The sequence below is a fragment of the Rhodococcus sp. GA1 genome (genome assembly GCF_024321955.1).
In the GTDB taxonomy this organism is placed as follows: Bacteria; Actinomycetota; Actinomycetes; order Mycobacteriales; family Mycobacteriaceae; genus Rhodococcus; species Rhodococcus pyridinivorans.
On sequence record NZ_CP097186.1, the window covers coordinates 1,625,247 to 1,648,826 of the forward strand.

Genomic DNA, 23,580 nt, shown 5'->3' on the forward strand with positions numbered 1-23,580 from the left:
GATTATTGCAGCGCGAAGGAACTAATCTGCAAACCGTGGAACCCGCCCAGCTCGTCGCAGCCCGCATCCGACGCCTCGCCGACCCTCGCCCCGCGCTTGCCGTGGGAACCGGTCTGTGGGTGGTGGCAACCGTCGTCGTGGCGGTGGTGGGCGGCGAACTCCGGGACGATGTGCTTCCGGTCTGCGTGGCGGGAATCGTGGTGGGGCTGCTGGGAACTGCGCTCTTCCTGTTGCAGCGTCGCGCCGCCCGACGCGGTGACCGGGGTGCCCAGGCGGGGCTGGACTGACCCTCGCCCACGGCCGTCCGCGACAAGCCCACAGCGGTGTCAGCGACGGATCCGCACCCGAGTGATCAACCACACCCACAGCAGGGCCCATGTGATCCCGAAGATCCAGCCTGCGACGACATCGGTGAACCAGTGCGCCGCGAGGTAGACGCGAGAGAGCCCGATCACGAGGGTGTAACCGGCGAGCGCGATCGTCGCGGCGGTCCGGCGGCGATCGCCGCGCGGCCACGTGCGCACGACGACCGCGACGAGCACCGTGGCCAGAACTGCGCTGGTCATCGCGTGTCCGGACGGGAACGACTCGGTGCGCAGGGCCAGGAGCCGTTCGGGTTCCGGTGGCCGGACACGGCCGAACAGATTTTTGAGCAACACCATCAACGGCCAGCCCGTGAGGACCGCTCCGGCGACGAGGACGGCGTCGGACAGACGATCGGCCCGCACCAGCAGCAGCGTCGTCGCCGCGGCGATCAGGCTCGTCGCGACTCCCCCGCCCGTGTGGGTGAGTGCGGTCACCGCGGTGGTCAGCCACGGCTCGCGGAGCGACACCATCCAGTCGAGCACCGCGGCATCGAGCGTCACGGTTCGGTTCTCACGTCCGGAGCCGTGAGCGCGGTGAGTGCCGCGGCCAGGCCGATCGGTGTGCTGTGGACGGTGCCGGCCGCGTCGACCCACCACGGGACCTCGACCTCACCGGTCAGGGCTCCGGAGCAGCGGAGGACGAGTCGGTCGTGCAGCGCGAGTACGCCGCGCGGAAGCGGCACCCCGGCGACGATTCCGGCCAGGACCGCGGCCGGTTCGCGCTCCCACGTCGAACTCCTCCCCTGCTCGACGGGTTCGGCGTCGACCACCGCGGACGCCACGGCGATGTCGAGCACGTCCGCGAGCGCGTGGGCGGTTCCCCTGCCGCCGGTGACGAGGCGGTCGTGCGGGATCGCGGCCGCGAACCACGGACGGTCGGGTACGAGAGCGTCGGCTGCGTCGACGACGACACCCGACAGGCTGCGCACCCCGTCGGGCAGAGTGACCGACTCGGGATCGAGACCACCCGACGAGAACGCCGCGGCGAGCGCGTCGTGCGCGGCGACGATCGCGGCCGGCCCCGGCGACCTGCTGTCGTCCGCGAGCCGGTCGAGCAGTGTCTGTGCCAGTTCGATGTCGTCGATCCGCGTTCCGGCGAGGGCGCTGCGGAAGGCCGATGCGTCGGGGTGGGTACAGGGATCGAGCAGACCTTCGAAAAGGGTGTCGTCGGCGAACCGGTAGTGGCCCAGAGGCCGGCCGTCGAGCGACGCGCGGGTGCGCAGATACCACGCCGTATATCCGGCGGGGTCGGCGATCGCTTCGGCCGTCGCGGGCTCGGCGGCCAGCAGGGTCAACGCCCGCGACCAGCGGCGATCGTCGACGAGATCGAGGTCGCGCACCGCGACGAGCACCTCGGGATCGTCGTCGAGCCGCTCCCACCACAGGTGTTCGTCGGGCAGATCGTGGTCGGGGCCGGTCGGCAGTTCCGCACGCAGGACCGTGAATCCCCAGCCCACACCGATCGCCCGCAGGGCGTCGGCCCCGTACCGGTCGACGACGGACGGGTCGACGGTGCCGAAGGGCGCGTCCTCGACGAGTACTTCTGCGAGCGGTGCACCGGGAAGCAGGAGTTCGTCGGCGGGGACGAGGTCGCCGTGGGTGTCGGGCAGCAGCAGCGCCCCGAGTTCGCGGGGCACGGCCGCGGGCGACACGAGCGGCACCAGTCGCAGCACGACGTCGGCGAGCTCACCGGCCGGGAGGTCGCCCTCCGGGTGGAGGTCGTCGGGATCGGTGTCCTCGACGGCCGCGACGAGCGCCGGGTCGGCGAGCAGGTCCTCGACCGTCACGGTGCCGGCTCCGAGCCGGGCGAGCAGCGGATGCGCGGCGTCGGGATGGACGAGACGCACCCAGGGCATGGACACCGGGCCGATATCCTGCAGTTGCGTTGCGAGAACGGCCGTACGCGGGCCGGTCACGGTCCGTCCGTCCGACAGCGGAACCGGCAGCGATGCGAGTTCCTCGGCCGCGACCGCGTCGACGACGAGCGGAGTGAGCGCCTCGTACAGGCGGTTCCACCACTTCGGATCGCGTTCGTGCCCGGAGAGCAGTTCGGCCAGTCGCGCGAGACCGAGCCGGTGCACGCCGACGGCGGACAGCGCGGACGCATGTCGCGGCCCGCACAACTCGGGGATCACGAGCCCCGGGACCACCTCGCCGAGGACGTCGGCGAGGTCGTCGGTGAGACCGGGAAGTGCGACGGCCCGGTCGGGCACCAGATCGGCGCTGCGGTCGGCGGCGGGAAGCCACGCGCCGGCAGCCAACTCGTCGAGGATCGCCTCGCGGATGCGTTCGTCGACCTCGCTGCGCGCGAAACCCGGCAGGGGCACGAGGTCGAGTCGCTGCTCGGCGGGCAGAGCCGCGACGAACCGCGCGTATCCGCGGGCGACGTTCTCGACGTGGGCTCCGGGAAGCACGCGCCTCCGGTCGGGTTGCATGGCGACGTCGGCGACGACGATCGCGGGAAGTGACAGCTCCTCGTCGGAGCGGGTGGGGGCACGCAGGACATCGCTGCGGACCGGGTCGACCCGCCCGTCGACGACGGGCACCAGCCATCGCGCCGACGCTCCGGTGAACTCCCACCAGGTGCGATCGCCGATCCGCACCTCCCACAGGCCGCTGTCGAGTTCGCGCCGGTGACGGGTGAATTCGTCGTCGGCGACGAGGACGGTGTGCAAGCCCGGGAGTTCGAGCAGGATGTCGTGGGCCTCGGATCGGAAGGCGTCGAGCAGTGCGACCGGGTCCACCCCGGGGCGCAGGGTCAGCACGACCTCGGTGTCGCTGCCGGTCGCCGGCGGGGCCTCCGTCGGCCACACGAGGCGCAGCGCCGGGACACCCGACTCCGGCTCGGGCAGGTTCCGCTCGGCCAGCACCGCGCGGGTGCGCTCGGCCGAGAAGTGGAGCGAACCGGTGCGCGAACGCACCTCGATGTCGTCGGAGACCGACAGCACCGCCGTGAAGCCGACACCGAACCGCCCCACGGTGGATCCGGCGCCGGTCTTGTTCGACGAGCGCAGTGCGGTCAGCGCGTGGACACCGCCCTCGTGGAGCGGCTCACCGATGTTCGCGACGTGGAGACGGCCGTCGGCGAACCAGACACGCAGCTCACCCGGTACATCGGCACGCGCGGCGGCGTCGGCGGCGTTCTGGGCGAGCTCGGTCAACACGCGGTCGCGGTAACCCGCGCGGACATGATCGGCCTCGGTCGCCGCGTCCTCGCGCAGACGGGTGGGCGACGACGACCAGGCCGCGAGGATCCCTTCGCGTAACGCCGCGGTCCCGAACGGATCCGCGGGGTCCGGCCGGGTCACGTCAGTCGGTCTGTTCCGACTCGGACGGGGACGGCTCGGACGCTGACGACTCGGGGGCGGGCTCGTCCGTGGAATCGGTCGGCTTGGACTCGGTGCTCACGACCTCGGTGCTCACGACCTCGGTGCTCACGACCTCGGTGGTCGCGGACTCCGCAGGCGCCGAGCCGGCCGGTCCGACCTCGACGACCTCCACTGCCGAATCGTCGAACGCCTCGTAGATCGGCGAACCGGCGCCGGTGGGCAGGGTCGTGTCGGAATGCGCGCCGCATCCGTACTCGGCGTGCACGACGTGACCGTCGGCGGCGAACTCGTTGCCGCAGACGCCGAAGGCCGCACGCAGCGATCCGGCGAGCGGAAGATAGAAACCACACAGGCGGCACGAGGACGGAGCGGCCTTCGCCATCTCCGAGTCGGGACCGTATTCGCTGTCGAACCAGCGCTGCGCTGCCTCGAGGCGACCTTCCAGACTCATGACCTGCTTGCGGCCCAGCCCGATCTCGAGGGCGGTCTCATCGACCTCGGGGTCGCCGGACAGCATGTAGCCGGGAACCAGGCGCACGTCGTCGGGAGCGGGAGCCAGCAGGTCGCCGGGACCCAGATCGCCGGGACGGATCCGCTCGCTCCACGGCACCCACGCGGGGGCGACGAGCGCGTCGGGACCGGGCAGGAGCACGAGTTCGCTCACAGTCACCCGATCCGAATCCGGGGCGGCGGCCACGACGACGGCCCACTGCCAACCGCGGTAACCCGGCAGCTCCGAGGCGAAACGATGGGTGGCCGAGCACTCGTCCTCGCGCGTCACGCCCAGATAGGCGCCGACTCCACCGTCTCCGAGTTCGTCGAGTGCGGCCCGAGCGAGGTCGACGGCGTCGGCGAGCACGGAACGCACCGCCGGATCGACCACGGGGTTCGTTCCTCGGGAAGTGGAAGCAGAGGCAACACTCACGACCCCCATTCTGCCTGACCTGTCTGCTCCGGCGCCTGCGGGTCGCGGAAGGTCGTACAGGCACCGCTCACACGCGAGGTGCAGGATGGGCGCGTGCCCCGTCTTCTCCTCTCGGCCGCGGTCGCGACGGTCGTCTGCGTCACCACCGCCGGATGCGGCGACGATCTCGTCGCCGAACCCGGTCCACCCGCCACCGAACTCGGTGTGGAGGTCGTCGCCACGCACCCCCACGATCCGGAGGCGTTCACCCAGGGCCTCGAGATCGACGAGGGCGAACTGCTCGAAGGCACCGGCCGGGCCGGGCGCTCGTGGGTGTCGGCCCGAGAGGTCGACCTCGACGGCGGGACCGTCACCCTCGCCGAGACCGAGCGCACCCGCGAACCCGTCCTCGACGACCTCTTCGGTGAGGGCATCACCGTGGTCGGCGACGAGGTGTGGCAGCTGACCTGGAAGGACGGCACGGCCGTCCTCCGCGATCGCGACACCCTGCTCGAGAAGCGCCGGGTCGACTACGACGGCGAGGGCTGGGGGCTGTGCGCGCAACCCGGCCGTCTGGTGATGAGCGACGGCTCGGCCGAGCTGATCTTCCGCGACCCCGTCACCTTCGACGAACTCGGGCGCGTCACCGTGCACCGGGACGGACGTGCCGTGTCGAAGCTCAACGAACTCGAGTGCGCCGAGGACGGCAGGGTCTGGGCGAACGTGTGGCAGACGGACGAGATCGTGCTGATCGATCCGGCCTCGGGCCGTGTGGAGGCCCGGGTCGACGCGGCTCCGCTGCGTGATCGGCTGCCCGCGGGAGCCGATGTGGACGTCCTCAACGGCATCGCACGGATCCCCGGGACCGATCGGTTCCTGGTGACGGGCAAGTACTGGCCGACGCTGTTCGAAGTGCGTTTCGTGGAGTGATCCGGGTGGCATACCGATCGCGGCACGCGTCACTCGGGCCACGTGCCGCCCTTGTGTTACAGCCGCTATCGCGTGGGGAAGAATCGAAGACGTGACCGAACCGGACGAGCGACCCGCCCCCGAGGGAGCGGACGGCCGTGTCCCGGGTTCGCAGCATCCGGGGTACAGCAACTATCCGCCTCCGCGCCGCGTCTCGGGCCGTCGCACTCCCCTGCCGCCCCTGCATCCCGTCGACCATCCGCGCCGACCGCCGGGTGCGTCGGCGGCCGGTCGGGCGGAGTCCTCGTCCGAGACCGACTCACCGCGCGCTCCGCGCATGCCGCGGAAACTGACGGTGACGCGGGTCGCGGCCCTGCGCAGCCGCGAACTCACCTCGAAGGGCATCGCGACCTTCCGCCGAGCGGCCACGGCCGACGGCGCCGACAAGTCGGGCCTGACGGCGCTCACCTACGCGACGATGGCGAACTTCGCCTCCGACGCGGCCATCGCCGTCGCGCTCGCGAACACCCTGTTCTTCTCGGCGGCCACCGGTGAGGACAGGACGAAGGTCGCGCTGTATCTGCTCATCACGATCGCGCCGTTCGCGATCATCGCCCCGCTCATCGGGCCGCTGCTCGACAGGTTGCAGCACGGTCGTCGCGTCGCGCTGGCGACGTCCTTCGCGCTGCGCACGGTGCTCGCGGTAGTGCTGGTGTTCAACTTCGACAGCTGGCTGTTGTATCCGGCGGCGCTCGGCATGATGGTGCTGAGCAAATCGTTCGCGGTGCTCAAATCCGCGGTGACACCCAGAGTCCTGCCACCGGAGATCGATCTGGTGCGGGTGAACTCCCGGTTGACGGTCTTCGGCCTGGTCGGCGGCACGATCGGTGCCGGCGCGATCGCGGCGGCCGCGGCATGGGCATTCGGTTCGTCGGGCGCACTGTGGCTGTGCGCCGGGATTACCGCATTCGGCGCCTATCTGAGCATGCGTATCCCCGCCTGGGTCGAGGTCACCGAGGGTGAGGTGCCGGCGACGCTGTCGTACCACCGCTCCGACGCGCGCACCGAGGTGCTGAACGCCGACACCGTGACCGAGGTGATCGTCACCAAGTCCGGGAAACGGAAGCAGCCGCTGGGACGGGCGGTGGTGACCGGACTGTGGGGCAACGGCACGATCCGCATCCTCACCGGCTTCCTGACCTTGTTCATGGCGTTCGTCGCGAAGAACACCACCGGACAGGATCCGCTCATGCAGGCCGCGATGCTCGGTGGTGTCGGTGCCGCCGCCGCGGTCGGCAACTTCGCGGGCAACGCGACCGGAGCGCGACTCGCGCTCGGACGGCCCGCTCTCATCGTCGTGCGGTGCACCGCCGCGGTCGTCGTCGTGTCCGCCGTCGTCGCTGCGACCGGCAACGTCCTGGCCGCCGCGCTGGCGGCGCTCGTGGCGGCGTGCGCCAGCGCGCTGGCCAAGGTCTCGCTCGACGCATCGCTCCAGCAGGACCTTCCCGAGGAGTCCATCGCGTCCGGATTCGGCAGGTCCGAGACGGTTCTCCAGCTCAGCTGGGTGTTCGGCGGAGCGATGGGTGTGCTGTTGCCGACCGAACTGTGGCTCGGGTTCGCTGTGGTCTCCGTCGTGCTGGTTCTCGGATTCGCGCAGACGGTGCTGACATACCGTGGGGGGACATTGCTGCCGGGATTCGGCGGCCGTCGACCCGAACGCGTCTCCACCGAGACGGCTGCCGGGCGGAGGCGCGCCGGTGGATCCCCCACCGAAGATTGGAACAGTTGAGTTGCAGGCCCGGACGAAGAAGATTCTCGCGCTGCTGCTGGTGGCCCTGGTGGTCGTGGTAGCGGGAGTCGCCGCCACGGTGTGGAAACTGGTCGATTCGGCCGAGCCCACGCTCCCCACCATCACCGCGTACGCACGGGGAAAGACCGTGACGGTCGATCCCGCGCAGCACTGCAATCTCTATCTCGAGGACTGCGTGGAGAACCCGATCGGTCAGCTCGACGTGCCGGCCGGCTACCCGCTGCAGCTGTCGCTTCCGAACGAGATCGCCGATGCTCCGTGGCGCATCCTCACCGTCTACGGCGACACGCAGACCGGGCAGACCTACATCGATGGCGCGATGTTCGAGGCCGGTGCACGCCGCACCCTCACCGTGGAGAGCTCCCCGGAGCTGCAGTTGCTCGGAGTGGAGATCCAGCTGCCGTCGGCCGTCGTCGACGAGGCCGGTGAACCGATCGCGCACGCCGTGTGGGCCGTCAGGACGTTCTGAGTCCCGACCCCGCATACGACGACGGGCCGTCCTCGCACACGGCGAGGACGGCCCGTCGTGGTTCGTCCCTAGTGATCGAGCTCGCGCGCGATCGCCCGCATGACCTCGGAGATGCGCTGCCCGGTCTTGCGGTCGGGGTAACGCCCGCGCCGCAGATCGGGCTGGACCGCTGCTTCGAGCAACTTGATCATGTCCTCGACCATGCCGTGCAGTTCGTCCGGCGCGCGGCGTTTCTGCTGGGCGGGAGCCTCGCGGCGACCCTGCCGCAACGTGGGCTGCTCGAGGAGCTCGACCTTCAGCGCCTGCGGACCCCGACGGCCCACCGCCATACCGAACTCGACGCGCTGACCGGGCTTGAGCGCTTCCACTCCCTCCGGCAGTGCCGAGGCGCGGACGTAGACGTCCTCACCCTCGTCCTGGGACAGGAAGCCGAAGCCCTTCTCGACGTCGTACCACTTCACCTTGCCGGTCGGCACCGCGCTCACCTGCTCCTCGAAAGCTGTGCCCCACAGCGGGGCAACCCGTTTACCATGCAAAACAACGCGCCCCGGCTCGGTCGAGCGGGACGCGTAGACACCTGTCAGTGTACCCGCAGAGGTGGGTCCGCCCCCGAATCGTCTTCCCGCTCCCGGACGTCACCGTTCGTCCTTGCGGCGACTACCGTGGTCACGTGGGTACTTCATCTTCGGATTCGTCTGCCGCCCCGCGTAACGGCCTCCTGAAGGCCGCGATCGCCTGCTTCGTCGTCGGTGTGGTGGCGGTCGTCGCCATCTTCCTCATTCCGGCGGTCACCGACGGCACGCCCGGACTCGCGCTGTATCTGTTGACCCTCGCATGGCCGTTGGGTTTCGCCCTCGCCATCGCCTTCGCGCTGCGCTCGGGCCGGCGCGCTCGGAACGGAGACCGGACATGAGGATCCTGCTCAACATCATCTGGTTGATCTTCGGCGGGCTGTGGCTCGCGCTCGGCTACTTCGCGGCAGGTCTGATCTGCTGCATCCTCATCATCACCATCCCGTTCGGCATCGCGTCGTTCCGGATCGGTATCTACGCGCTCTGGCCGTTCGGCAAGACGACGGTCGACAAGCCGACGGCCGGCACCATGTCGCTGATCGGCAACGTCATCTGGATCCTGGTGGCCGGTATCTGGCTGGCCCTCGGCCACATCGCCACCGCGCTCGCCATGGCCGTCACGATCATCGGCATCCCGCTCGCCGTCGCCAACCTGAAGATGATCCCGATCTCCCTGATGCCCCTGGGGAAGGAGATCGTTCATGTGGATGCCCGCCCGAGTTACATGTGATCTTTCTCACATAACGAGCCGATAACGAGCAGGACTCGAAACGAAATTTCGGGTACCCGGACCCCACTACCTGGGACTTCATTCCCCGGTCCGCGCCACACACGTCTGTCGCCACACGAATCGGCGCGTTATCAATTGGTGACACTTCGCCCTCGGAACCGTTACCGTCATGTCCGGTCGAACCGCCTGGCTCGACCGGTCCGGAACCGCCGCGCCAAATTCCTGTCCCGTGGTTCCGGAAGTCCCGACGAACGATCCACAGGGGACAGGAAACGGGGGACCCACCGGTCTCCCAGGAACCGATCGGCCCACAGCCGGACGGTGTCCAGGAGGCCCGGGCCGACGCAAGTGCGACGGTCCTCGGGGTGAAGCCGAAGGCGCTCCCAACGGAGCGACACGGCCGGGCGACCTCTTCAGCCCGAACCCGACAGCTGACCTCGTAGGTGCGTACGGAGAGGAACACGGAACCGACATGAGCGGACGCCATCGCAAGCCCACCAATACCGGTCGTACCGTCGCGAAGTTCGCGCTGACGGGCGCAGTCCTCGGCGTCACGGGTGTCGCGTTCAGCGGCACGGCCGCTGCCGCCCCCGACTCCGACTGGGACCGCCTCGCACAGTGCGAGTCCGGCGGCAACTGGGGAATCAACACCGGCAACGGCTACCACGGTGGCCTGCAGTTCTCGCCGAGCACCTGGAACGCCTACGGCGGCCAGGAATACGCCGCCTCGGCCAGCCAGGCCAGCCGCGAGCAGCAGATCGCCGTCGCCGAGCGTGTCCTCGCCGGCCAGGGCTGGGGCGCATGGCCCTCCTGCTCGTCGAGCCTCGGCCTGTCGAGCGCGCCCACGCAGCGCTCCGTCGACGCAGCGCCCGCCGAGACCCCTGCGCCGGCCATCCAGAACGCTGTCCCGCAGCTTCCGGAGACCCCCGCTGTCCCCGCCGAGGTCCAGGGCATCCTGGCCGGCTTCGAGCAGGGCGTCACCGCACTCCAGGACGCCGGTGTCGAGCTCGACCCGAACATCCTGGACGCCGTTCGCGCGGTGCTCCCGCAGTAACACCCCGAACATCCCGGAAGGGCCTCGCACCGTTCACGGTGCGAGGCCCTTCCGCATATGCGGACGACCTTCGTTCATCCCTCACACACGACGACGCCCGGCCCCCACGAAGGGACCGGGCGCCGTACGGAAGAGTCTGTTCGGTGATCCGCGATCGGATCAGCGGTTGATCACCGTCTTCGGATGCGTGTAGGGCAGGTCCTCGACCGGCAACGGGAACACGGTGTCCTCACCGTACGGGGAGAGCGGACCGGAACGCGTGGACGACAGTTCGGTGACAGCGTGCTCACCGTCGGCCAGCTCGGGCCATCCGTGGTCGACGTAATGCTTTTTCGAAGAGGTAGCCATGCGCTCATTTTGGCAGGTGAGTTCGGGGCCTGCTACCGCAGGTCTCTAATCTGGAGGGGATGTCCCCGACCACGCCCGCTCCCGACACCGCCTCGGACTCCCTCGCCCGCTGGCTGGCAGGTCGACGCGACACGGATCTGGCCGCCACGCTGCGCGCCCGTCCGGATCTCGTAGTGCCGCCACCGGCGAGCATGAACGTGCTCGCGAGCCGGGCTCAGCAACGCGCCTCGGTGTTCCGTGCGGCCGACGAACTCGACACCGCCGCCTTCGGGATCATCGAGGTGCTGGCCCGTCTCGGAGCGGTGGACACCCCCGTCTCCCGCGCCGCCGTGCTCGACGAGGTCTCCGGCCGCATCAGCGCGAGGAATCTCGACCGGATCCTGTCCACCCTGCGCTCGCTGCTGCTCGTGTGGGGGTCCACCGACGAACTGCGTCTCGTCGCCGCCGCCGTGGACGCCGTTCCGTGGCGCGTCGGACGCACCGGCGACGTCACCGGACCGTCCCGGCAGGAGCTCGACGACCTCCTCGCGGCTCTTCCGCCCGAGCAGCGCAGCATCCTCGACACCCTGTCGCGTACGTCCCCGATCGGTCGGACCCGCGACGCCGCACCGGACACCCCCGCCGACCGGCCCGTGCAGAAACTGCTCGCCGCCGGACTGCTCTTCCGCATCGACGACGAGACCGTCGAACTCCCCCACCGGGTGGGCCAGGCACTGCGCGACGACGCTCCCTTCGATCCGGCGGCGCTCGCTCCCCCGCGCGCACCGAAACCCACCCGATCGACCGCCGACGTCAATGCGACCGCCGGCGGCGCCGCCCTCGAACTGCTGCGGCACTGCGAAGACGTTCTCGACACCCTCGGTGCGCAAGCCGCCCCCGTCCTCAAGGCCGGTGGGCTCGGTGTCCGCGAACTGCATCGCATCGGGAAGGCGGTCGGACTCGACGACGACGAGACGGCGCTCGTCGTCGAGGTCCTCGCGGGTGCCGGCCTGATCGCGCGGGGCCTCCCCGATCCGCCGACACCGGGGGACGACGATCACTGGGCACCGACCACCGCCACCGACGCGTGGCTCGCGTCCTCCCCCGCCTACCGCTGGGCCGTGCTCGCCGGTGCCTGGCTCGATCTGCCGCGCCGGCCCTGGCTGATCGGCCGGCGCGACCAGAACGACAAGCCGGTCGCCGCGCTGTCCGACGAGGTGAAGTCCCCTACTGCCGCCCGCGACCGACGGTTGCTGCTCGACGCCCTCTCCGACGTGCCGGCGGCGGGCACGGACGTCGCCGACCTGCGTACCGCTGCGGCGTGGCGTCGTCCTCGCTGGGCGAGTCGCTTCGACACGACGAGCGTCGTGGAGACCGTGCGCGAGGCGACGACACTCGGTCTCGTCGCGCACGGCATGCTCGCGTCGCCGGGCAAGGCGCTGCTGCACGGCGGCGACGCCGAGGCCGAGATGGCAGCGGTGCTCCCCGAACCCGTCGACTACGTGCTCGTCCAGGCCGACCTCACGGTCGTCGCCCCCGGACCGCTCGTCCCCGAACTCGGCGAGCGGATCGCGCTCGTCGCCGACGTCGAATCGGCCGGTGCCGCGACCGTCTACCGGATCGGCGAGAGCAGTATCCGGCGCGCGCTCGACGCCGGGCTCGGCGCGAGCGACCTGCACGGCCTGTTCGCGACGCATTCGCGCACCCCGGTGCCGCAGTCGCTCACCTACCTGATCGACGACGTCGCGCGTCGCCACGGACGCCTGCGGGCCGGTGTGGCGACGTCCTTCGTCCGCGCCGACGATCCGGCTCTGCTCACCGAGGTACTGTCCGCCCCGGTCGCCGCCACGCTCGCCCTGCGCGCGGTCGCCCCGACCGTCGCGATCTCGCAGGCGCCTCTTGCCGAGGTGCTCACCGAGCTGCGCGCCGCTGGTTTCGCTCCCGCCGGGGAGGACGCATCGGGAGCGATCGTGGATCTACGGCCCCGGGGTGCCCGCGTCGCGATGCCGCGTGCCCGGGCCCGCTATGCCGGGCCCACCGCGCCGAGCGACGAGCAGCTCGACACCCTCGTGCGCACGCTGCGCGCCGGCGACCGTGCGGAGTCCGCGACACCGACGGCCTCGGCACGTGGTGACGGCAGCCGGTCCGGCGGTGCGGCGACGCTCGCGCTGCTGCAACTGGCCGTGCACGGCAAGCGCAGCGTCACCCTCGGCTACGTCGACGCTCAGGGTGTGGCGACGCGCCGCATCGTCGACCCGGTGTCGGTGGGCGGCGGGCAGGTGCAGGCCTTCGACCCGGCGACCGGCTCGGTGCGCAGCTTCGTCCTGCACCGCGTTACGTCGGTGGCGCTGGTCGACTGACGACGGACCCGGGTGCGGTTGATCGAGCATCGCCTGGAACCGCCCACCACCGGCCCGTGGGCGGAGAGGCTCAGCGCTGCGTCGCGAACCCCACGAACGCCCCGCCGACGGTGAACTGGTTCTCCGGCCGTGGGAGCCCGTAGTGCCCACGCAGGGTGGATTCGGTGTACTCGGTGCGGAACAGACCGCGCTCCTGCAGGATCGGCACCACACCGTCGACGAACTTCTCGAGCCCCGACGGCAGCACGGCGGGCATGATGTTGAAGCCGTCGGCCGCGGCGCTGTGGAACCAGTGCTCGATCGTGTCGGCCACCTGCTCGGCCGTGCCCGCGAAGGTTCGATGGCCGCGACCGCCGCCGAGTCGTTCGATGAGCTGCCGCACCGTGAGGTTCTCCCGTCGCGCGAGCTGCACGATGAGCGTGTACCGGCTCTTGGCTCCCTCGATCTCGTCCTCGGACGGCAGGTTCTCCGGCAGCGGCTCGTCGAGCGGAAGCTGCTCCGGCCGCAACCCGAACCGGTCGGCGAGCTGGTGGCGCGCGTACTCGGGCGAGATCAGCCGGGCCAGTTCGGCCTCGAGTTCGCGTGCCTCATTCTCCGTATCGCCGATGACGGGCACGATGCCCGGGAGGATCAGCACCTGCCGCGGGTCGCGGCCGACCTTGCCGACCCGATCCTTCACGTCGTCGTAGAACGCCTTGCCCTCCTCGAAGGTGGGCTGAGCAGTGAAGATCGCCTCGGCGTACAGCGCGGCGAAGTCCTTGCCGTTCTCCGACGAGCCCGCCTGCACGAGCAGCGGATAGCCCTGCGGCGACCGCGGCACGTTGAGCGGCCCGGCCACCGAGAAGAACTCTCCCTCGTGTTCGAAGGTGTGGACCTTCGCGGAGTCGGCGTGGATCGCCGCCTCCTTGTCGGCGACGATCGCGTCGTCCTCCCAGCTGTCCCACAGCTTGGTCGACACCTCGACGAACTCGGCGGCCCGCGCGTAGCGGCTCTTGTGCGCCGGCACGCCGTCGAGACCGAAATTGCGAGCGGCGTCGTCACCGGCGGTAGTGACGATGTTCCAGCCGGCCCGTCCCCCGCTGACGAAATCCAGCGATGCGAATCGACGCGCGAGGTTGTAGGGCTCGTTGTAGGTCGTCGACGCGGTCCCGATGAGACCGATCCGCTCGGTGGCCGTCGCGATCGCGGTGAGGATGATCGTGGGTTCGAGCTTGCCGCTCGGACGCCGTTCGGGATTCGCGAACAGCACGGGGCTGTCGGCGAGGAACACCGAATCGAACCTGCCACGCTCGGCGGTGCGGGCGAGCGAGATGTAGTGCTGGATTTCGAGATTCGCGTTCGGGTCGCTCTCCGGCAGACGCCAGGCCGCTTCGTGATGGCCGACGGGCATGAGGAAGGCGTTGAGGTGCAATCGACGATCGGTCATGTCTTCTCCTGTCGTGAAAGGTCTTTCGTCACAGTTGCGTGATGACACCGAGGGCGGTGAGGAGGTCTTCACGGATGTCCCGGAAACCGGGATCCGTGATGGAACGGGGCTTGTCGAGATCCACGTGGCAGTCGACGGCGAGGCGCCCTTCGTCCAGCACGACGATCCGATCGGCGAGCACTATCGCCTCGTCGACGTCGTGAGTCACGAGCAGCACGGTGGGACGGTGCGCGCGGACGAGGTCGTCGAGCAGTCCGTGCATCCTGATGCGGGTCAGGGCGTCGAGCGCGCCGAACGGCTCGTCGGCGAGCAGCAACTGCGGCTCCCGCACCAGGGCCCGGGCCAGCGCGACACGCTGTTGCTCCCCGCCCGAGAGTTCGAGCGGCCAGGCGTCCTCGCGCCCGGCCAGGCCGACCTCGGCCAGCATCTCGGATCCCCGGCTCCTGCCCTGCCTGTCGAGCCCGAGCGTGACGTTGTCGAGCACGCGCAGCCAGGGCAACAGGCGGGAGTCCTGGAAGGCGACGGAGACCTTCTCCGGTACCGCGAGGGCGCCGCCCCGGATCTCCACGTCGTAGTCGAGGCCGGCGAGCGCACGCAGCAGGGTGGACTTCCCGGATCCGCTCCTGCCGAGCAGGGCGACGAACTGTCCGTCGGGGATCTCGAGGTCGAGCCCGTCGAGCACGTTCCGGTCGCCGAAGCCGCGGATCAGGCCGCGGATGCGTACGGCGCTCATCCGCCCAGCGTCTTCCGCCAGACGAGCGCCCGACGCTCGACCAACCGGAGACCGGCGTCGGATGCCAGACCGAAGATGCCGTAGACGAGCAATCCGACGAGGATGACGTCCGGCTGACCGTAGTTCTGGGCGTTGAACATCATCTTGCCCAGGCCGCTCACGGCGTTGATGCTCTCGACCACGATCAGGGTGAGCCACGCACCGGTCACCGCCAGGCGCAGACCGAGGAAGAATCCGGGCAGCGCTCCTCGCAGCACCACCTTCCGCACGAACTGTGCGCGAGTGAGAGCGAGGACCTCGGCGAGTTCGACGTAGCGCTGTTCGAGGGCCGTGAGAGCGTTGTGCGTCTGGATGTAGATGGTCACGACCGTCCCGAGTGCGATCACCGTGATCTTGAAGGTCTCGCCGATGCCGAGCCACAGGATCAGCAGCGGGATGAGACCCAGCGTCGGGATAGCACGCTTGAACTGCACAGGGCCGTCGATCAGTGCTTCACCGGTGCGCGTCAGGCCGGATGCGAGCGCGAGCGCGGTGCCGATGACACATCCGATCACGAAGCCCAGCACGGCACGGCTCAACGATGCCAGGATGTGTTGTTGCAGAGTTCCTTCCGCGACGAGTTCGACCGCGCTGGTCACCGCGGTCCAGGGAGCGGAGAGCTTGCGGTCGTCGATCCATCCGGCACCCGACCCGATCGCCCACACGACGAGCAGGAGAACCACGCCGGTCATGCGCGAGAACGGGACGGCCTTGCGGAGACCGAGCCGCCGGAGCGGCCTGATCCCCTCCGTCGGTGGCTGATCGGTGGGGTCCGGTGGGCGGGCGCCGACCGCCACCGGCCGTGTCAGTGTGCCGGTCACGAATCCGACCCCTTCCGGTACTCCTGCGGAACCGACTCCGCGGCAATCGTTTCGAATCTGCGATCGAAGATCTGCTCGACGTCGAACTCGTCGAACCATCCGGCCTCATCGAGCAGTTCCGAGGTCTCCTGCGTCCATTCGATCGCGGAGTCCCAGTCGGTGGGATATGCCGGTTTCTGGCCGACGGTTTCGACGATCCGCCTGCCGTCCTCGTACGACACCCCCTCGCTCTCGACGTAGTACTTCCGAATCCACTCGTCCCGGTTCTCCCACGCCCAGACGTCACCCTGTGCCCACAAAGGGATGAATTCCTTGATCGCCGCGACCTTCGCGGGATCCTCGAGCACGGACACCGGAGCCCACAGAACACTCAACGCGTCGACCTCGGGCGTGAACACCCCTCGCGCACCCTCGGTTTCGTACTGGTTCAGGTACTTCGTGAGGGTAGGTTCCGCCAGCGGTGCGACGTCGACCTGCTTCGCCTGGAGCGCCGTGAGGAACTGCGTGCTCGGTAGTTCGACGAATTCCACCTCGTCGAGACCGATTCCGGCCGACTTCAGCGTCCGGAGCACGACGACACCCTGGGCCTGCCCCGGCGACAACGCGATCTTCCTGCCGCGCAGGTCGTCCAACGAATCGATGTCTGTACCGGGTGCCGTCGCGAGCGAGTACTGCGGCGAATCCTTCTCGCGTACGGCGACGATCCTGGCGTCGAGCCCGGTGGCACGGGCCTGGATGGGAGGAATCGCCGCATTGACCGCGAGGTCGACGGCGTCGCCGCGGAACGCCTGGATGACGTCGGGACCGGCCGAGACGTCGGGCCAGTCCGACACCGTGAACGGCAACTCGTCGATACGACCGGTCGCTTCGAGCTGGATACGGGTGGGCTTGACGGCAATGCTCAACGACGTCCCCGGTGGAATCTCCTCGGGGATTTCGGCGTCGGCGGACAATCCCCCGGTCGAACCGCCGGCGCACCCGGTGAGCACGACGCTCAGTGCGGCCGCGACGACGATCGGAGCGCGCGATCTTCGAGAGCGCACGAGTGAGGACACGATCATGAGAACTCCTTGCGAAAGTGAGGGGCGCGACATCGCGCGAATACGCCGACGTGCGCCACCGGAAGACGAGCGGGAACCCGAGCGCGGGCCCGACCGCGAGGACAGCAGTCCCGGAAACCGCAGTCCCGAAATCAGCGGTCACGGTACGGAGAACAGCGACAGTGCGGACAGCCACGGAACCGCGATCGGTGGACGACACGACACGCACGGTGTTCGCGACGCGAGGCACTGCGGCCTGCGATCACTGTCCGGCCCATCGCTCTCCCCCGTCCGCCCGGGCTGTGGACGTCCTCTGTCTGCACAGCATCGCCGGTGACGGTATCGGCCGCGCGGAACTTCCCGACAGGGATCAGCGCACGGTGAAATCAACTCCGGACACCGGAGTACGGAACATTTCAGCGCCGTGTTCGGATGGCGCACAGAATAATTCGAGCGACTGGCTTTTTCCGGGAAATGACGTATGGTGTGGTCTTGTCGAGTGGTTGTTCATCGAAGATGGAGTGACAATGGCCGACAAGGGCAAGAATTCGAAGAAGCCAGCGAAGTCCCTGAAGGAACGTCGTCAGGAGAAGCGGCAGAAGGCCGCCGAAGCCGGCGAGTTCATTCGTAAGCGGAAGCGGAGCTGAATCCGGTTGCAGGCCATGGATCTCGAAATCGCAGCGCTCGAAGCGCTGTACGACAAGATAAGTGGATTGTCCGGTCGGGAAACGGGCACCGACGCACAGCGGCACGGATATCGCGCCGCCTTGGCGCGTGCACGGGTGTTCGTTCTCGACGAGCGTGCCGGCGCGATGAAACAGCCGGCCTGAGAAAAGAGAAAATCGGTACTGGAATGAAGCGGACGCTGCATGCCCTGGACAAGATCCAGGAACGACTCGAATCGGAACTGGATTCGAGACCTCCCACCTCCGAGAAAGACGCCGGCTACCGGTCCGGTATCTCCGAGGCGCTGGTGTGCGTGATGGAGGTGCGGCAGTCGCTCGCACGGTGAGTACGCCGTGAAACCGGTCGGCCGTGCGTTCCCGCCACGGGGGAACGCACGGCCGTACACCGTCGTGGTGGCGCGGTACGGCCCGAACCTGGAGAATGGGAAAGTTCTACTTTCCATCCACAGGAGGCACTCGTGGCCGACGGACCGCTCATCGTCCAGTCCGACAAGACCGTGCTCCTCGAGGTCGATCACGACCGGGCGAACGAGGCGCGGCAGGCGATCGCACCGTTCGCCGAGCTCGAACGCGCCCCCGAGCACATCCACACCTACCGGGTGACGCCGCTGGCATTGTGGAACGCCCGTGCCGCCGGTCACGACGCCGAGCAGGTCGTCGACGCGCTGGTCTCACATTCCCGGTTCGCCGTCCCGCAGGCGCTGCTCGTCGACATCGTCGACACCATGAGCCGCTACGGGCGCCTCCAGCTGGTCAAGAACCCCGCCCACGGCCTGACCCTGGTCAGCCTCGACCGGGCGGTGCTCGCCGAGGTCCTGAGAAACAAGAAGATCGCCCCGATGCTCGGTGCGCGCATCGACGACGACACCGTGATCGTGCATCCGAGCGAGCGCGGACGCGTCAAGCAGATGCTGCTGAAGATCGGCTGGCCGGCCGAGGACCTCGCGGGGTACGTCGACGGCGAGGCCCATTCGATCTCGCTGGACTTCGAGACGAACCCCTGGCACCTGCGCGACTACCAGGAACTGGCCGCCGACTCGTTCTGGTCGGGCGGCTCGGGTGTCGTGGTGCTGCCGTGCGGTGCCGGTAAGACGATGGTCGGCGCGGCCGCGATGGCGAAGGCCGGCGCGACGACGCTCATCCTCGTGACGAACACGGTCGCCGGGCGCCAGTGGAAGCGCGAGCTGATCGCCCGCACCTCCCTCACCGAGGACGAGATCGGCGAGTACTCGGGCGAGAAGAAGGAGATCCGCCCGGTCACCATCGCCACCTACCAGGTGATCACCCGCAAGTCGAAGGGTGAATACCGCAATCTCGAGTTGTTCGACTCCCGCGACTGGGGGCTGATGATCTACGACGAGGTGCACCTGCTGCCGGCGCCGGTCTTCCGTATGACCGCAGACCTGCAGTCCCGCCGCCGCCTCGGTCTCACCGCGACCCTCGTGCGCGAGGACGGACGCGAAGGCGACGTCTTCTCGCTCATCGGCCCGAAGCGGTTCGACGCGCCGTGGAAGGACATCGAAGCCCAGGGCTGGATCGCCCCCGCCGACTGCGTGGAGGTCCGCGTGACCCTCACCGACGCCGAGCGCATGGCGTACGCGGTCGCCGAGCCCGAGGAACGGTACAAGCTGTGCTCGACCGCGCGCACCAAGATCCCGGTCGTGAAGTCGATCCTCGAGCAGCACCAGGACGCCCCGACACTGATCATCGGTGCCTACATCGATCAGCTCGACGAGCTCGGTGAAGCGCTCGACGCCCCGGTCATCAAGGGTTCGACGAAGACGAAGGAACGCGAGGCGCTGTTCGACCGGTTCCGGTCGGGCGAGCTGAAGGTGCTCGTCGTGTCGAAGGTCGCGAACTTCTCCATCGACCTGCCGGAGGCCTCGGTCGCGATCCAGGTGTCGGGCACCTTCGGCTCGCGTCAGGAGGAGGCCCAGCGTCTCGGGCGGCTGCTGCGTCCGAAGCACGACGGCGGGCAGGCCCACTTCTACTCCGTGGTCTCGCGCGACACCCTCGACGCCGAATACGCCGCGCATCGCCAGCGGTTCCTCGCCGAGCAGGGTTACGCGTACCGGATCACCGACGCCGACGACCTGCTCGGACCGCAGATCGGCTGACGCGGAGCGTCCCTGCGCGACGCGTCACAGGGACTTCGTGTCACTGCGGCCGGTATTCCTGTTCGGGGCGGCCGGTGGTGCCGTAGCGCAACTGCATCCGCAGGCGTTTCTTCGCGACGAGCGCCGCGAGATAGCGCTGTGCGGTCGCGCGCGACACCCCGATCGTCACGGCCACCTCCCCCGCCGACATCGGTTCCGGTGATTCCCGGAGCGCCTGCATCACGAGCTCTTCGGTCATCGAACGCGAGGGTGCCGGGCGGGCGGCCGGCAACACCGGCCGCAGTGCGGCCAGCGCCGTGTCGATCTCGGTCTGGGTGAGCTCCTCCCCCGCGACGACCCTGCGGTACTGCGCGTAGGCCGCCAGCCGCCGGGCCAGTTCGGTGCTTGCGAACGGCTTGACCAGATACACCAGCGCACCGGCGGTGAGTGCCGCGCGCACCGTCGTGCCCTCGCCGGCGGCACCGAGCACGAAACTGTCGCATTCGAGGCTCCGGATCAGGTCGATCCCGGAGCCGTCCGGTAGGTACACGTCCACGAGGGCGAGATCGACGGGACCGGCCCGAACGGCGTCCCGGGCCGCCGCGATGCTCCCGGCGACCGCGCAGACCTCGAATCCCGCCACACCCGAGACCACGGAGGCGTGGAGTTCGGCGACCCGGAAGTCGTCGTCGACGACGAGGACCTTCAGATCCGTTCCGCCCATCCCGTGTCCCTTTCGTCGAGCATCCCGGGCAGCGTCGCCAGGAAGACCGCACCCCCGGTCGGATTCTCCGGCGTGCGCTGCCCGCCACGGTCCGCCAGCACGACGTCGCCGCCGTGCAGCCGCGCGATGCGCCGTGCCAGCGCCAGCCCCATTCCCCGGCCACCGGGCACCGTCGGATCGCTGCGGGTCGTTGCGCCCTCGGCGAAGACGTCGGGCAGCGCGGGATCGACGCCGTCGCCGGTGTCCGCGACACTCACGTGCAGGTCGGCACCGTCCTCCATCAGTTCCACCTCGACCTCGGCCGGAGCGCGCCCGCTCGTGCGTGCCGCCTCGATCGCGTTGTCGAGCAGGTTGCCGAGCACCGTCGTGACGTCGACGGGTGCCCGCACGGTGGCGTGCGCCCACGTGTTCTCGCCGAGCACGAGCGTGACTCCCTGCTCGCGCGCATGCGCGGCCTTCGCGACGAGGAAGGCGTGCAGGTACGGGTCGGTGATCGCGTCGATGCCCTCGAGCTGTTCACCGAGCGGACCCGAACCGAGGATCTGTTCGATGTACTCGAGCGCCTGCTCCGCATGCCCCCGGCGGAGCAGTCCGTCGAGCAGGTGGAGCCGGTTCGCGAACTCGTGCCGTTGGGCCCGCAGTGCCGTACTCATCGCCTTGACCGCGTCGAGTTCGCGCGTGAGCGTCTCGATGTCGGTCCGGTCCCGCACCGACATCACCGTGCCGAGATCCCGGCCGTCGCGCACCACACGCCGCGAAACGGCGACGACGACCCGGTCGCCGGTGGTCGCCGCAACCGGGATGCCCTCCGCGGAGCGCAGCACGTCGAGCAACCGCGGGGTCATTCCGAGGGTGTCGACACTGCGACCGATTCCGTCGTCGAGATCGAGCAGACGACGCGCCTCGGCGTTGACGACGGTGACGTTGCCGCGCGCGTCGGTGCCGACGACCCCGTCGGAGATCCCGTGCAGCACGACCTCCTGTTCGCGGACCAGCTCGGTGAGCTGTTCGGGTTCGAGTCCCAGAGTGAGCCGCTTCCAGCGGTTGGCGAGCAGCAACGATCCGACAGCACCGCACACGAGTGCTGCGAGCGCGATCAGGACGGCATCGGCGAGGTCGCTGCGCAGGTCGGCGCGCACCCGGTCGGTGGCGATGCCGACGCTCACCTCCCCGACCACCCTGCCCGAGACGGGATCGCTCACCGGCACCTTGGCCCGGACCGAATCGCCGAGCGTGCCCGACTCGCTGGTCACGACCTCCCGTCCGGCGAGTGCCTCGGTGGGGTCGGTGCTCACCCTCCGGCCGAGCTGCTCCGGATCGGGATGCGCGAGCCGGAGTCCCTGGTCGTCGGTGACCACGACGAACAACGCTCCGGTGGCGGTGCGGACGGCCTCGGCGGCCTCCTGCACCGCACCGGATGCGAGTTCCGGGTTGTCCGGGGAAACCACCCCGTCGTCGGCGGCCGAATAGCGTGCGACCTCGTCCCGCACGGTCGGGTCCGCGGACACCGACCGTGCGATCGCGAGCGCCCGCTGACCGTGCTCGTCGGTGACTCGGTCCTCGGTGGTGGTGGCGAACACCGTGAATCCGATGCCGAGTGCCACCGCCACCACCGCGGACTGGAGCAGAAGTACCTGGGTGCGAAGTTTCACGGCGTCGCTCCCGTTCGTCCCATCCGTCCAGTGTGGCCCGGGGCCGATCTCATCCGAACGGAATCTGCCCGAGTACCACCCCGACGACGAGCATCACGACCGACACCACTCCGGCGCGCCACAGCACCTTGCGGTGATGGTCGGCCAGTGGCACCCCGGCGAGGGTCACCAGCAGCAGAATCGCCGGGACCAGCGGGCTCTGCATGTGGACGGGCTGTCCGGTGATCGATGCGCGCGCCATCTCGACCGGTTCGATGCCGTACTGCGCTGCCGTCTCCGCCAGCACCGGGAGCACCCCGAAGTAGAAGGCGTCGTTGGTCATGAAGAAGGTCATCGGGATGCTGAGCAGGCCGGTGATGACGGCGAGGAACGGGCCGAGTGCGTCGGGGACGACGCCGGTGAGCCACAACGCCATCGATTCGACCATGCCGGTGCCTTGGAACACGCCGGTCAGGACGGCGGCGGCGAACACCATCGCGACGACCGACACGATGCTCGACGAATGGCGTGCGATCGCGGCGGACTGATCGACGACGCGAGGGAAATTCACGGCCAGCGCGATACCGGCGGCGATCATGAACAGCACGGGGATCGGCAGGATGTCGAGGCCGAGGACGACGAGCAGCGCCACCGTGAGGATCGCGTTGAAGGGCAGCAGACGCGGACGCAGGGTCGGACGGTCGGGGTCGAGTCCGGCAGCCAACCGACCGACCTCCCCGTCGGTCGTATCGGTGCCCTTTCCGACCGTCGTACCCACTCCGGACGGACCAGCGCCGAGCGGCATCAGGTCGGGCTTCCACGTGAGCTTTCCGAGACGGCGACGTTCGACGAAGCCCAGGTGAGCAGCGAAGCCCAGCACGACCACGAGTCCGACGACGAGCGACGGGATCATCGGGACGAACACGTCGGACGGGGACAACCCGAGCGCGCTGGCTGCACGGACCGTCGGCCCGCCCCACGGGATGATGTTCATCGTGGCGTTCGCCAGGCCCGCGACGACGGTGAGGACGACCGGGCTGACCTTCAGTTTCAGGTAGAGCGGCAACAGTGCGGAGGTGGTGATGATGAACGTCGTGGACCCGTCCCCGTCGAGGGAGACGACCATCGCCAGCACAGCGGTTCCGATCACCAGTCGTGCCGGGTCGTCGCGCACGAGCCGCAGGATGAGCCGCACGAGGGGGTCGAACAGGCCGACGTCGATCATGATGCCGAAGAAGATGATCGCGAAGAACAGCAGCGCCGCTGTGGGGGCGAGACTTTCGACGCCGTCGACGATCATGTCGCCGATGTCGGTGCCGGCTCCGGCGATCAGGCCGAACGCGACCGGGACCAGGATCAGGCCGACGACCGGGGTGGCCCGTTTCGACATGATCAGGTACATGAACGTGGCGACCATCAGGAAGCCGAGGACGACGAGCATGGCGGTGCCCACTTTCTGACGTGATCGGGGCCGGTCCGGGCACACGTCGACCACGGGTCGCGGGCGCGACCGGAGGTCTGGTGTGGGGGTCCGGCTCGAAGCCGTGAGGGTTGT

At 69.2% G+C, this 23,580-nt stretch carries 24 protein-coding genes and 1 riboswitch; of the genes, 12 read left to right on the forward strand and 12 right to left on the reverse strand.

The features are described 5' to 3' along the window. The first annotated feature begins 35 nt into the window (after positions 1-35). Entirely contained in the window at positions 36-287 is a 252-nt protein-coding gene (locus M3330_RS07530) for a DUF2530 domain-containing protein (protein WP_006551670.1), read from the forward strand. Between the two features lie 39 nt (positions 288-326). Here M3330_RS07530 and M3330_RS07535 read toward each other — a convergent pair whose 3' ends face one another. The 3 genes from M3330_RS07535 to M3330_RS07545 are packed head-to-tail and all read right to left on the reverse strand — an operon-like array spanning position 327 to position 4,577. Then, complete coding sequence (locus tag M3330_RS07535; RefSeq protein ID WP_019289931.1) at positions 327-866, reverse strand: phosphatase PAP2 family protein; 540 nt, start codon at positions 864-866, stop codon at positions 327-329. Then, positions 863-3,673: a sacsin N-terminal ATP-binding-like domain-containing protein gene (locus M3330_RS07540; RefSeq protein WP_039587557.1), complete on the reverse strand. Its 2,811-nt coding sequence runs from the start codon at positions 3,671-3,673 to the stop codon at positions 863-865. Before M3330_RS07540 ends, M3330_RS07535 begins: the two co-directional genes overlap by 4 nt. A 1-nt stretch (position 3,674) precedes the next feature. Next, on the reverse strand, positions 3,675-4,577 hold the full coding sequence (locus M3330_RS07545; protein ID WP_255028150.1) for a DUF3027 domain-containing protein: 903 nt from the start codon (positions 4,575-4,577) through the stop codon (positions 3,675-3,677). A gap of 135 nt (positions 4,578-4,712) precedes the next feature. Here M3330_RS07545 and M3330_RS07550 point away from each other — a divergent pair, with 135 nt between their 5' ends. From M3330_RS07550 to M3330_RS07560, 3 genes are all read left to right on the forward strand, one after another. Then, entirely contained in the window at positions 4,713-5,528 is an 816-nt protein-coding gene (locus M3330_RS07550) for a glutaminyl-peptide cyclotransferase (protein WP_006551674.1), read from the forward strand. A 91-nt stretch (positions 5,529-5,619) separates the two neighbouring features. Further along, positions 5,620-7,296, forward strand: a complete 1,677-nt coding sequence (locus M3330_RS07555; RefSeq protein WP_006551675.1) for an MFS transporter — start codon at positions 5,620-5,622, stop codon at positions 7,294-7,296. A gap of 1 nt (position 7,297) precedes the next feature. Beyond that, positions 7,298-7,786, forward strand: coding sequence for a DUF2771 domain-containing protein (locus tag M3330_RS07560; RefSeq protein WP_255028160.1), 489 nt, complete (start codon positions 7,298-7,300; stop codon positions 7,784-7,786). 68 nt (positions 7,787-7,854) lie between these two features. On the opposite strand, the gene M3330_RS07565 is transcribed toward M3330_RS07560, so the two are convergent. Then, positions 7,855-8,262 (reverse strand): cold-shock protein, encoded by a 408-nt coding sequence (locus M3330_RS07565; RefSeq protein WP_006551677.1) that lies wholly within the window; start codon positions 8,260-8,262, stop codon positions 7,855-7,857. A gap of 194 nt (positions 8,263-8,456) precedes the next feature. Here M3330_RS07565 and M3330_RS07570 point away from each other — a divergent pair, with 194 nt between their 5' ends. The 3 genes from M3330_RS07570 to M3330_RS07580 all read left to right on the forward strand — a co-directional run bounded on the left by M3330_RS07570 (position 8,457) and on the right by M3330_RS07580 (position 10,142). Beyond that, positions 8,457-8,699: a hypothetical protein gene (locus M3330_RS07570; RefSeq protein ID WP_024103084.1), complete on the forward strand. Its 243-nt coding sequence runs from the start codon at positions 8,457-8,459 to the stop codon at positions 8,697-8,699. After that, complete coding sequence (locus tag M3330_RS07575; RefSeq protein ID WP_006551679.1) at positions 8,696-9,088, forward strand: YccF domain-containing protein; 393 nt, start codon at positions 8,696-8,698, stop codon at positions 9,086-9,088. The genes M3330_RS07570 and M3330_RS07575 overlap by 4 nt, the downstream gene beginning before the upstream one ends. 327 nt (positions 9,089-9,415) lie before the next feature. Beyond that, a riboswitch (cyclic di-AMP (ydaO/yuaA leader) is annotated at positions 9,416-9,550 on the forward strand. 10 nt (positions 9,551-9,560) lie between these two features. Continuing rightward, positions 9,561-10,142: a transglycosylase family protein gene (locus tag M3330_RS07580; protein WP_006551680.1), complete on the forward strand. Its 582-nt coding sequence runs from the start codon at positions 9,561-9,563 to the stop codon at positions 10,140-10,142. A 159-nt stretch (positions 10,143-10,301) separates the two neighbouring features. On the opposite strand, the gene M3330_RS07585 is transcribed toward M3330_RS07580, so the two are convergent. Further along, positions 10,302-10,490, reverse strand: coding sequence for a hypothetical protein (locus M3330_RS07585; RefSeq protein WP_006551681.1), 189 nt, complete (start codon positions 10,488-10,490; stop codon positions 10,302-10,304). A gap of 59 nt (positions 10,491-10,549) precedes the next feature. On the opposite strand from M3330_RS07585, the gene M3330_RS07590 reads away from it, so the two are divergent. After that, positions 10,550-12,829, forward strand: coding sequence for a helicase-associated domain-containing protein (locus tag M3330_RS07590; RefSeq protein WP_006551682.1), 2,280 nt, complete (start codon positions 10,550-10,552; stop codon positions 12,827-12,829). A 70-nt stretch (positions 12,830-12,899) separates the two neighbouring features. Here M3330_RS07590 and M3330_RS07595 read toward each other — a convergent pair whose 3' ends face one another. Genes M3330_RS07595 through M3330_RS07610 form a run of 4 tightly spaced genes read right to left on the reverse strand, consistent with a single transcriptional unit; the run spans position 12,900 to position 16,909 of the window. Beyond that, positions 12,900-14,255, reverse strand: a complete 1,356-nt coding sequence (locus M3330_RS07595) for an LLM class flavin-dependent oxidoreductase (protein ID WP_255028168.1) — start codon at positions 14,253-14,255, stop codon at positions 12,900-12,902. 28 nt (positions 14,256-14,283) lie between these two features. Beyond that, on the reverse strand, positions 14,284-15,009 hold the full coding sequence (locus tag M3330_RS07600) for an ABC transporter ATP-binding protein (RefSeq protein ID WP_219130432.1): 726 nt from the start codon (positions 15,007-15,009) through the stop codon (positions 14,284-14,286). After that, positions 14,985-15,848: an ABC transporter permease gene (locus tag M3330_RS07605; RefSeq protein ID WP_255028170.1), complete on the reverse strand. Its 864-nt coding sequence runs from the start codon at positions 15,846-15,848 to the stop codon at positions 14,985-14,987. Before M3330_RS07605 ends, M3330_RS07600 begins: the two co-directional genes overlap by 25 nt. Continuing rightward, positions 15,845-16,909, reverse strand: coding sequence for an ABC transporter substrate-binding protein (locus M3330_RS07610; RefSeq protein WP_094980924.1), 1,065 nt, complete (start codon positions 16,907-16,909; stop codon positions 15,845-15,847). The genes M3330_RS07605 and M3330_RS07610 overlap by 4 nt, the downstream gene beginning before the upstream one ends. A 188-nt stretch (positions 16,910-17,097) precedes the next feature. On the opposite strand from M3330_RS07610, the gene M3330_RS07615 reads away from it, so the two are divergent. The 4 genes from M3330_RS07615 to M3330_RS07630 all read left to right on the forward strand — a co-directional run bounded on the left by M3330_RS07615 (position 17,098) and on the right by M3330_RS07630 (position 19,691). Further along, entirely contained in the window at positions 17,098-17,535 is a 438-nt protein-coding gene (locus tag M3330_RS07615; RefSeq protein WP_255029082.1) for a hypothetical protein, read from the forward strand. A gap of 15 nt (positions 17,536-17,550) precedes the next feature. Then, complete coding sequence (locus M3330_RS07620; protein WP_019289942.1) at positions 17,551-17,718, forward strand: hypothetical protein; 168 nt, start codon at positions 17,551-17,553, stop codon at positions 17,716-17,718. Positions 17,719-17,741: 23 nt separating this feature from the next. After that, positions 17,742-17,900 (forward strand): hypothetical protein, encoded by a 159-nt coding sequence (locus M3330_RS07625; RefSeq protein ID WP_019289943.1) that lies wholly within the window; start codon positions 17,742-17,744, stop codon positions 17,898-17,900. Positions 17,901-18,032: 132 nt separating this feature from the next. Further along, positions 18,033-19,691: a DNA repair helicase XPB gene (locus M3330_RS07630; protein WP_006551687.1), complete on the forward strand. Its 1,659-nt coding sequence runs from the start codon at positions 18,033-18,035 to the stop codon at positions 19,689-19,691. A gap of 40 nt (positions 19,692-19,731) precedes the next feature. Here M3330_RS07630 and M3330_RS07635 read toward each other — a convergent pair whose 3' ends face one another. The 3 genes from M3330_RS07635 to M3330_RS07645 are packed head-to-tail and all read right to left on the reverse strand — an operon-like array spanning position 19,732 to position 23,466. Beyond that, positions 19,732-20,394 (reverse strand): response regulator, encoded by a 663-nt coding sequence (locus M3330_RS07635; RefSeq protein WP_006551688.1) that lies wholly within the window; start codon positions 20,392-20,394, stop codon positions 19,732-19,734. Then, complete coding sequence (locus M3330_RS07640) at positions 20,376-22,046, reverse strand: sensor histidine kinase (protein WP_024103077.1); 1,671 nt, start codon at positions 22,044-22,046, stop codon at positions 20,376-20,378. The genes M3330_RS07635 and M3330_RS07640 overlap by 19 nt, the downstream gene beginning before the upstream one ends. A gap of 49 nt (positions 22,047-22,095) precedes the next feature. After that, entirely contained in the window at positions 22,096-23,466 is a 1,371-nt protein-coding gene (locus tag M3330_RS07645; protein WP_255028858.1) for a CitMHS family transporter, read from the reverse strand. Positions 23,467-23,580 lie beyond the last annotated feature (114 nt).

Bases quoted from the DNA above. Each gene is read 5' to 3' on its own strand.
- M3330_RS07575 (WP_006551679.1), top strand. From the start codon at position 8,696: ATGAGGATCCTGCTCAACATCATCTGGTTGATCTTCGGCGGGCTGTGG.
- M3330_RS07580 (WP_006551680.1), top strand. From the start codon at position 9,561: ATGAGCGGACGCCATCGCAAGCCCACCAATACCGGTCGTACCGTCGCG.
- M3330_RS07585 (WP_006551681.1), bottom strand. From the start codon at position 10,490: ATGGCTACCTCTTCGAAAAAGCATTACGTCGACCACGGATGGCCCGAG.
- M3330_RS07590 (WP_006551682.1), top strand. From the start codon at position 10,550: ATGTCCCCGACCACGCCCGCTCCCGACACCGCCTCGGACTCCCTCGCC.
- M3330_RS07595 (WP_255028168.1), bottom strand. From the start codon at position 14,255: ATGACCGATCGTCGATTGCACCTCAACGCCTTCCTCATGCCCGTCGGC.
- M3330_RS07610 (WP_094980924.1), bottom strand. From the start codon at position 16,909: ATGATCGTGTCCTCACTCGTGCGCTCTCGAAGATCGCGCGCTCCGATC.
- M3330_RS07620 (WP_019289942.1), top strand. From the start codon at position 17,551: ATGGATCTCGAAATCGCAGCGCTCGAAGCGCTGTACGACAAGATAAGT.
- M3330_RS07625 (WP_019289943.1), top strand. From the start codon at position 17,742: ATGAAGCGGACGCTGCATGCCCTGGACAAGATCCAGGAACGACTCGAA.
- M3330_RS07635 (WP_006551688.1), bottom strand. From the start codon at position 20,394: ATGGGCGGAACGGATCTGAAGGTCCTCGTCGTCGACGACGACTTCCGG.
- M3330_RS07645 (WP_255028858.1), bottom strand. From the start codon at position 23,466: ATGCTCGTCGTCCTCGGCTTCCTGATGGTCGCCACGTTCATGTACCTG.